The sequence below is a fragment of the Microcoleus sp. B3-A4 genome (assembly GCF_036705385.1).
Classification (GTDB): domain Bacteria; phylum Cyanobacteriota; class Cyanobacteriia; order Cyanobacteriales; family Microcoleaceae; genus Microcoleus.
The window spans coordinates 62,621-72,310 of the sequence record NZ_JAUBUI010000029.1 but is presented as its reverse complement, the minus strand read 5'-3'; the positions used below and the strand labels follow the sequence as shown (position 1 = coordinate 72,310).

At 46.4% G+C, this 9,690-nt stretch carries 6 protein-coding genes; all 6 read right to left on the bottom strand.

Annotation, left to right across the window (positions count from 1 at the left end; genetic code table 11):
* Positions 1 to 855 (bottom strand): formylglycine-generating enzyme family protein (locus tag QUB33_RS14080; RefSeq protein WP_333351247.1); only part of this gene is annotated, 855 nt, incomplete at its 3' end.
* Between the two features lie 161 nt (positions 856 to 1,016).
* The gene (gene nrdJ, locus QUB33_RS14075) at positions 1,017 to 3,053 is read right to left on the bottom strand and encodes a ribonucleoside-triphosphate reductase, adenosylcobalamin-dependent (RefSeq protein WP_333351246.1); all 2,037 of its coding nucleotides are present in this window, start codon (positions 3,051 to 3,053) and stop codon (positions 1,017 to 1,019) included.
* Between the two features lie 289 nt (positions 3,054 to 3,342).
* Positions 3,343 to 4,587: a ribonucleoside-triphosphate reductase, adenosylcobalamin-dependent gene (gene nrdJ / locus QUB33_RS14070; protein ID WP_333351245.1), complete on the bottom strand. Its 1,245-nt coding sequence runs from the start codon at positions 4,585 to 4,587 to the stop codon at positions 3,343 to 3,345.
* A gap of 208 nt (positions 4,588 to 4,795) precedes the next feature.
* Entirely contained in the window at positions 4,796 to 5,083 is a 288-nt protein-coding gene (locus QUB33_RS14065) for a hypothetical protein (protein WP_006630975.1), read from the bottom strand.
* Positions 5,084 to 5,257: 174 nt separating this feature from the next.
* Entirely contained in the window at positions 5,258 to 7,420 is a 2,163-nt protein-coding gene (locus tag QUB33_RS14060; RefSeq protein ID WP_333351244.1) for a DUF4394 domain-containing protein, read from the bottom strand.
* A 573-nt stretch (positions 7,421 to 7,993) separates the two neighbouring features.
* Positions 7,994 to 9,658: a hypothetical protein gene (locus tag QUB33_RS14055; protein ID WP_333351243.1), complete on the bottom strand. Its 1,665-nt coding sequence runs from the start codon at positions 9,656 to 9,658 to the stop codon at positions 7,994 to 7,996.
* Positions 9,659 to 9,690 lie beyond the last annotated feature (32 nt).

Sequence of the window (9,690 nt, the reverse complement as noted above, 5' to 3'; positions counted from 1 at the left end):
TATCCTCGAATGCAGGAACCTCGCTCTGTCTTGAAATCTAAACGGAGGGCGTGATTGAGACTTTTTCAGTGCCATTGCTCTATAGTTGGCTAATTCCGGGGTAATCCTTTCCCCAAAATGAAATGGGGTGGTTGTACCAGCACGACAGGCGTATTCCCATTCTGCTTCACTTAGGAGGCGATATTTTTTCCCGGTTTGTTGCGAGAGTTTGCCACAGAATTCGATAGCCTCATCCCACCATAAATTTTCTACAGGACGTTTTTCACCTTTGAAACCCGATCGGTTTTTTCCCATCACTGCTTGCCACTGTGCTTGGGTGATGGGGTATTTGCCTGCAAAAAAAGCCGGTACAGTTACTTGATGCTGGGGACTTTGGCTATCACGTCTACCTTCTTCGCTGTTGGAGGAACCCATCATAAATGTGCCGCCGGGAATGTAAACCATTTCCAGTACAATTCCGTCACCTAAGTCTTCAGGAAAAAAGCAAGCAAAGGACTTACTGCGACTGTTTTCTTTTCCATACGCATCGACTGTGATGACATCAAATTCAAATACAGGAGAATAGTTCTGTAAATGTTGTTTAATCTTCCCTTCATTTCTATCTTTTAGCAGTGAATAGGCAACAAATTTTACCTGCATTGACTCATCTTGCAATCCTCCAATTATTAAATCCAAGCCTGCTTCTCCATATTTCACCGCTTCGGAGAGTGCGGCGATTCTAACTTCGACAGCGGGCGAGGCTAAGCGGCTTTTAACGCCGGGGATGCCTCCGAGTACCGCAGCATTGACAGGAATTGAACTTTGACCGCCCAGGACGGCATCGTATTCTCTAGGTTCATTTTGGTTGTCTGACATTGCACTAAAGCCTCTGCATTTTAATTCAGCACAACTTTAATCTCTGATTGTCGAATGATAGCATTTTTAGCTATCCCCTCGATTATGCGGCGGTTGAAACCGCCTATTTGCTAAAAATAATCAAAAAAAATCCCCCATTTGGGGGATGTAGTTCAACGGTACTATATAGCCTTAGTCTCCGGCATCAAACACTTATCAGAATCGCAGCCCGCAGGCCCGGAATCCATCATTTCACCTAAGTCATAGCGACTCAAAGCCGCGTGAAAAACATCAATTTCCCGGCGGGCTAAAGTCTCTTCCACCATCTTGGTGTAAGTTTCCTTGTTTATCGGTTCAAAGGGCAAACGGGGGAAAGTTTCAAGAGCATCAAACCGAGCCAAAAGCGCGGCGGAAATGTAGCCTTCATCATCGCGAATGGCTTCATAAATCCGCCTACCAAAACTTTCCACTTCATTTTCGCGCAGTTCAATCGTGGCCGAAGTGTTATGTCGGACATAGAACTTTTGCACCTGCATATAAAAGTCCATTTGTGCGGCCGCTGAGAACTTATTAATGTCAATTTCATCGGCTCCTGGCAAGTCAGCCCAACTGACGGCAACAGGTATTTCTACCAGCCATTCCGTACAGCGTTCATCGAAGGGATTGTTCAGCAAATTGCCGTTTTCATCCTTGTCAGATTGAGAGGGAATCACGTTGTATCCGTAGTCGATGCAGGCGAGGGCTACGGGGTCGTTTTTGCCGAAAGTGATTCGGCGAATAAAACGCTGGGCTTTCGGCGGGTGCCAGCCCGGAGAAGCACCTGTCAGCAGAGATTTAGTACCCGATGGTTGAACGGTTGTGCAGCGATTGGGGCGTTTTAAGGAATGGCGATCGCAATAATCCCAAACTACCCGATTCACAATCTCGCGCCAACCACTCAAATACTCTTCTTCCCGCTGTTTAAAAGCGATTCCTTGCGGAGTTTGCGGGCGGCCTTCCACCCACCAGCGCAGCCACTCAACGCCAAAAGCATGAACGAAGAAATCGAACAATCCCGTGAAAGAGACGCCGACAATCGGGTCTAGTTCGCGGCTGTATTGATAGCGGGGTTCAAGAAATTTGTGATTGAGAAGTACCGCGACAGATAGAGCCGCAGCCCTGAAAGCTTCCTCCTGTTCTTTGAAATTGTAAGGGTCAATTTGATTGAGGTGAACCTCAGCCAAATTGCAGTTTCCAGTTAGAGTGCCACCAAACACCCCTTTATGGAATTCTGGCTCGTTGAAACAGAAGGTATCATGGTTTCCCGGTAAAACTTCTACGGAGTGGATTACCTGATATTTACCTTTCGCTTTCGGTTGATGACCCCGTGAGGTATCCAAGCGTTGACAAGGAATCGCTGCACAATCAGTAATTTGTAGATACCACAAGTCACGGTTACGAGTGCCTAAGTTAGTAGTAGTTCCCGCAGTTGCTAAGAGATTAACGGAAGAACGAATCCCACACTTAGTCAATAGTAAATAAACTCGATAAGCGCGGTCATAGTCGGACAAATAAATCCGAATGCCACCACTAGGAACAATGGAACCATCAGCATCTGCTAAACCAGCAATGAAATTCAGAATCGATTCTCGATCCCAGGATGCAATTTCATCAAAAGCTGCGGCCGTATTTTTGAGCGAGCGAACCTGTTCTGGCTCAAACTCCTTTTGGAATCCCACGTAAAGCAAGCATGGAACATCTTTGGATTCTGTGTAATAGCGTTTTTTACCGCTAGTTTTGCCCGCAATAGCTAACTCTTGGTCGCTTTTAGCTCCGTACAGACGCAGTTGTAATTGTGGCTTGCCATTCGACTGACAAAGGGAACCATCACCCACCAATTGACCTAATGTGTAAGCCCAAATGGGTTCTACAAATTTGCCATCTCGATAAGAGATTTGGAAGGGTTCAGTGTGTAGGCTGTACTTGGTGATTTTTAGGAGTTCCGCGAGGGCCCCTGTGGTTAATTCTTCATACTGATTGCCAAAGCGGTCTTTCACAAAAAAACGATGTTTTTCTGTGACATCTAAATAAGTGCCATCACCAAAAGAGACGCGATAAAGTTGACGATTTTGCCCCGTCAGCATCGGTACAACTTTGCTCCAACGCTGGCCATTCCACACTTCTACAGCTTGTCCGACCACCTCCTGAATGCGGTGCATTCCATCACGAGTAATTAACATCGTTTCACCTGAAACGCAGTGGAAGTTAGAGCCGATGATTTCCAGTTATGTTACCCTAAAGGCTTTTTATCCTCTAGTTCTACAGATTCCATTTTCCCTGTAGCTCGGCGTACTTTTTCATCTACTTTAGTTGTAAATGCCCCGCACTCTTGCCAGGATTATATTCTTCAACAAAGAAGGTTCACCCGGTACGCTCTACGGTGGTAAAGGATTTTTAATTCCCTTACTTACCTCGGAGTTAACATCTCAGTCTTCTCCGATTTTGCGAGGTTTTTTACGTGAGGCAAAATTACTTACCACACGGGTTTAAGCCCACACGGACTAACCGATGCTCTAACTCGCCAGCAGTCATATTAGGATGGCGTTCCTGCAACCACTCTTTAGCTTTTCCTTCGTCGTAAGCTTTCAAAAATTCAAGTTTAAGACTCGGTGTTGAAAGCAAATCAACGTTAGATCGAGCTACAGCTTCGCCGGCCCATTGAATCGCACCTTCGCCGCTATAATACTGTTTGCGGACAGCATCAATACATTCTTCTAGTGTAGGTTTGGTATGGAAAACCCGGGTATGGTTGGCCATGCGAAGGGCATCGCGTTCTGGATCTATTCTCCAGTTGCCACTTTCATCTTGTTGCCACAAATTATTTTTAGCATTTGCTCCGAGTTCGTCATCAGCATAAAACTGACGCATCCCGGCCGATCTTCTAATGTTTCCAGCAACAATTGTCACCGCCGCTTCATCTATCAACACGCAGCATTCAACTGAATTTAACTGCCGCCCTAAAGCTTTATTCAAAATTGCGGCACAGCGTTGATAAAGGTCGGGCAATTTCACCGGATTTGCTACTCCGCCAAAACCTTTTAAAGGTTCTCCCACTGGGCGAACGTCGCTCAAATCGATGAAAACATGAACTTCTCCTGCAAATCTTTCATCTGTGGATAACTCCAGCAAAGTTTGATAGGAGTTTACCCAACCTTGGCGAGAATCTCCGACATAAATAGTTGCGGTTTTTTCTGCTATTTTTACTTCTGTTTCTTGACGGCGCGACTGGGCGGGTGTAGAGCCGATTTCGCCTTGCATGGTTAGGGTTAAACGGTTGCGGATCGGCGGCAGTTGGTTGATATATTGTGGTTCCAAGACTGCCCCAGTGCCGCAGCCCATCATTGCCAAATCCATCAACAACCCAAAGGAACGCCAGTCGATAATATTTGTTGAGGAACAATTATATGCCCCGGAAAAATTCTCTGGTTGTTCGATCCATTTGCTGCCGCCTACCCACAGCCAGCGGCCTGAAGCGAGGGTTTTGAGCTGGTTTTGCATCCGGTGCAGCAGTTGTGTTTCTTCGGGGGTGAGGTTTCCCAGCTTTTGCAGCCCCTTGACAGTTCGATCGCACACTTGGGCCCAAGTCTCCCTTCCCGTCTCGGTACGGCGGCTGTAAGTCCTAAAAAATACTGGATTGGCTGCGGGTGCTGTTTCGGGGAAATCGGACAGGTTGCGTTTCTCGCTGGCACTCGATCGCTCTAATTCTCGAACCATAGGTTGTGTACTGACGTGTCGGAATATATCAACAGACTACGAATATACAACAGGATTCAGATTTAGGGTAAAAGGTTAATATATTTGACAATTTGCACTAGATATGGGGCCTAGAAGTGTACAAGCTCGATCGGGCGATCGGCTCAAAACTTGACAAAAAAACCCGATTTCTTCGTGAAACCGGGTGAATAGCAAATCTTGTCAATTGTCAATCCTTTGTCAATAAAAACTCAATATTGGGTAACAGCGGGTCTTGAACAACCCCCACACCGTTAAAGCCCCAACGTTCGAGTAGCTTTTTTACCTGAGAACCGGAAATCGATTCTACTCCGAATCGATCGGCAACATCAGCAGCGTGGGCGTTGAGATAGCTCAAAGCGTCATAGTCTTCGCGAAACATCAGCAGGTAACTCACTGCCGCATCTGGATTGGGATTCGCGGACAGATATTTGCCGTCACTGCGGGAACGTAGCAAGTAAAAAACTTGAGATAACATCTTATCTTGGTTGTCAAAATAATATGTTACCTCAAATTGGGAATAGGGAATCGCCCAAACGATTTTAGACAGACAATTTCAGATTGTAGAAAAGTTGAGTTGTTTTCAATTTTCCACCTAAAAACTAGATAATTGATGCCTAAAATAAATCTAAAATCGCTGGGAATCTAGCAGTTAAATCAAAGTCAGTGCTAAACCTTTAATCCCTCGCCCGTCACCAATTTGACCGACGATCGAAGCTTGACCAGTCGTCAAATTGATATTGTACAGGCTGGAAACTCCGCCCACCTCGATCGCAGCCAAAGCCGTCTCGTTACCGCCAAAACTCCTGACATCAAAGCCGAGAACGGTACCAGCATCAATTCCCAAAGACCCGATCGTATTCAACACTCCATTATTCGGCGGATCTTGCCGCACCAAAACGTCTAAATTGGTGTCAATTGCAAATAGTGTCGTCGAAGTTGCCCCCGCAAAGTTATTCACATACGCCGCCCCAACAGCCGCGCCGGGATTGCCAGAATTGCGATCGCCCGCAGCATAAGCCAAATTCCCGTCGAGTTGAATTCCCCCCGTCAGCGTGTCAAAATCCACAAGTGCCCCAGTATCAGGGTTGAGGCGGGCGTTTTGACCGGCTTGATTGACAAATCGAATTCGATCGACAGTCGGATTGAAATCAAAACCCGCAGCCCCCGGAGTTAGGGGAACAGCAAACTGTCCGCTACCGACTTGACTTGCAGCCCCAGTAACGGGATTGATCGCGTACAAGCGATTGCTAGAACCCACACCGTATAACACACCGTTAGCGGGGCGAAAATCAATTCCCAGCAAACTTTCTCCCGGCTGCAACCCTGTAACTGCCACGTCGCTGAGAATTGCCCGCGGTGCCGCCTCGTTAAAACCGACAATTGTTTCAGCGCCATTTCTGACAGTTAAAGCGTAAGCTGTAGGCAAAGGCAAAGCCAAACCGTTAATCTGTCTCCCGTCGGCAATTTGACCGACAAAGGAAGCTTGACCGCTACTTAAATTGATATTGTACAAGCCGGAAATGCCACCAACTTCCAGCGCCGCCACCGCGACATCGCGGCCGCCAATACTCCTGACATCAAAGCCGAGAACGCTAGTAGCATCAACTCCCAAAGATCCGATCGTATTCAACACTCCATTATTCGGCGGATCTTGTCGCACCAAAACATCCAAATCGCTGTCAATTACAAACAGGGTTGTCGAAGTTCCCCCGGCAAAGTTGTTCACATACGCAGCCCCAGCAGCCGCTGGATTTGACCCAACATTGCGATCGCCCGCAGCATAAGCCAAATTCCCGTCGAGTTGAATTCCCCCCGCCAGCGTGTCAAAATCCACAAGTGCCCCGGTATCCGGGTTGAGGCGGGCGTTTTGATCGGCTTGATTGACAAACCGAATTCGATCGACTGTCGGATTGAAATCAAAACCCGCAGCCCCCGGAGTTAGGGGAACAGCAAACTCCCCGTTACCGACTGGACTTGCTTCCCCAGTCATCGGATTGACAGTATACAAGCGATTGCTAGAACCCACACCGTAAAGCAAACCGTTAGCCGGTCGATAATCAATTCCCAGCAAACTTTCTCCCGCTTGCAATCCAGTCACGGGAAAATCTGAGAGTACACTTCCCGGATTGGAAAGACTAAAACCGACAATCCGATTAGCAGGAGTTAAAGCATAAGCCGTTGTCCGCGCAGCAGGCGGGGGGCTGGCAACAACGCTGCCAATATTATTAGTGAAACTTGCCTGGTTAATCGCACTTTGTCTCACCCCTCTGAGAGTAGCGAGAAATTCTCCAGTCACTCGGTCTTGAATAACAGTATCGTTTCCAGCTTCCTGAATATTCAAGTCGCTAAAACTAAGACCTCCCGCCAAACCGATTAAATCTGTACCGGCTGTAAAATCGGCGATCGCGTCAGCATTTGCGAAATTAGCACCGCCGCTGGTACGACCAGGATCTGCCTCAGCATAGCGCCTCAAAACAAATACGTCTGCCCCGTCTCCGCCTATCAGGACATCAGTATCTCGATCGCCCGACAAAACATCATTCCCGGAGTTTCCAGATATGGAATCGCTGCCTTTTCCGCCCACTAAAAAATCGTTACCGTCTCCGCCGTTAATAGTGTCGTTTTCTAAATCTCCAAAAAGCGAATCTTGACCTAAATTGCCCTCAATTAAATCGCTTTGTTTTCCTCCATAAATGCTGTCATTACCCGAGTTTGCCGCAATGGTGTCATTCCCCATCAAACCAAAAATTAGGTCATTTTCTGGAGTTCCTGCTAGCAAGTCTGCTTGGGCGGTGCCTCTAATTTCTGCCATGCTCTAATCAGCCTCTAAATTTGCTACTTCTGTTGCCTAACGGCGGTGGTATTCTCAGTCAAAATATCACAAACTCGCACTTTTAGGATAGTTTTTCTTATTTTCGGCTGTAGGGGTGGGTTGCCATAAGAGTATTACACGCAGCTAAAATGATATATAAAGCCCACCCCGATTCAAATAAACCCACTCCTAAATACAGATCGCTTAGCCGTATTTTATAGTTGGGTGTGTAGCCAAGGGCGATCGCAGCTCAACTGCAAACAGGCAAGCTGAAATTTTTAGCGGTGCGAACCTATGAAATTTTGTACTGCATTCATTAGTAATATACGCTGACTCTATAATTTTGGATCTGTACAGTCAGATTTTTTTTTCAACTTTAATCTTAAAGCCTGCGAAGGTGACTTTTGTCTGTGTAGTGGCGGCCACCATCCCTCAATATAAAGTGGATTATAAATGCGGAATTGGCATAATAAGTTAGTTAAACAGTCGCTTTCAGACGAATTAAGCTTTCAGGCAGGGGTTTAAATCCCTGCCTGAATCGGAGTTTCATGTTTAATCCCTTCCCCAGCTTTTTCAAGCTTTCAGCAGTGCTTTAGAAGCTGATTGCCCTGCGAGTCTCAGTTGCGACCTCAATTTGAAGTTCAACAACACCAAGACAGTCCACTGACTGAGTAGGGAGAGCAAAATCGTATTTCCTGAGGCGGCTGCCAGATACGGCGAAAACCAAATGCCAAATATTGAAGACAACCACAAAAAAGGAGCTTTTTCTGGGGTAAGCAAGAGCATAGATAAGATCACAGGTGGCAACAAGATAGCGCTGCCGACTGTCCCAACGGCCCAAATTTCCTGATTTCGGGTTTTTGTAAATAGGAATAGTTGGGTGATGGCGGCGTAAATTAGGATGAGATTCAGACAGCCAATTACACCCCCAAATCCGTTTATCTCATTTTTTTCCAACAGCGCCCAAGGTGTTAAAATTATTACTGAGCTGAGGAAATTGATCGCGATCGCAACTACAGGCGGACTTTTATCGCTCCAAATTAAATCGAGTAGTGGGTAGCGTCGCCACAGCTTCTGATTGCTGGGAACGATTTGTTTCCGATACCTCGCCCAATCGTACAATGATTGTCTGTCAGATGTTAAAGCTGCAATTAAAGCTAAGAACATCACCAAATTCAAGATAAGTAAACAGATGAGATTACCGCCGTTTGGGGGGTCTGATTGGAGTGCAAACCCTAAAAATATTACCTGACAGCAGATAACTAGCAAATAACTTTGCCGCTTGCTCAAAACTGTAGCACTGGGATTGGGAAAGCGACGCTGCCATCCCTGCCACATCCAGTAGATTCCTGTACCACAAACCAAGAGAGACAAAGCAATGCCCATCGCAATATTTGTACCCACTGGCAAGTAAAACCATTGCAACTTGTCTAAGTTTTCAGCTAACGAATCGAAATCTGTTTTATCAACTAAAAAAAGCGGATATCTCAGCATAGCAAGGGGAGACAAAAAATGTAACACATCCAAAGCAGTTCGCGTGAGCGGAAGCCAAGAAATCCCAAACACAACAAAAGCCATAGCGCTAGCCAACCAAGGTTGAAATCCTCCCAACCAACTGGTTGTCAATCCAAATAGCATCGCAGTGCTGTAAAACAAAGCACAGCTAGCTGCCACTGCTATGTAGAAACATAAAATTTCATTCAGAGGTATTTGAGCAGCTAATCCAGCGTACAGGTGCAGGGGTACGGCCAGAATTGTTGCTAAATAAAGTAAAATTGGTACGCCAAGAATTTTGCCCAGAAAAATTGTTTTGGCAGACTGGGGACTGAGGCGAATAAAGTTGAGTGTCCCGCGGCGTTCCTCCTTGTCTAAGTCACTGACCAGCATATAAGTCCCTGCTATTAATAAAGCTAAGACGCTCGATATGCTCAGCAAAATGAATATCTCTAGCCACCACTCCCGCCAGTTAATGACAAAGTTGTCCAAGGCATCTCTGACACACTTTCTCGTAGAGGAATCGGCAGTCTCTAAGCAAAATCTGTGATAGGTGGGATAAGTGTACTCGCCATTAGCAGGGGGAACGGGTATCTGAGCGCTGTAATACATGAATAGCAGCAGTTGAGCGCTTAGGGAAAGGGCAGAGGCGATCGCCATATTGCCAGTATTCAAGCGCCCTTTGATTTCTCGAAATAACTGGGGATTCCAGTTGCCTATTTTGTCTAGTAAGTGGAGTGTCATTGGTTATTGGTGATTAGGAATGGGTGACGACT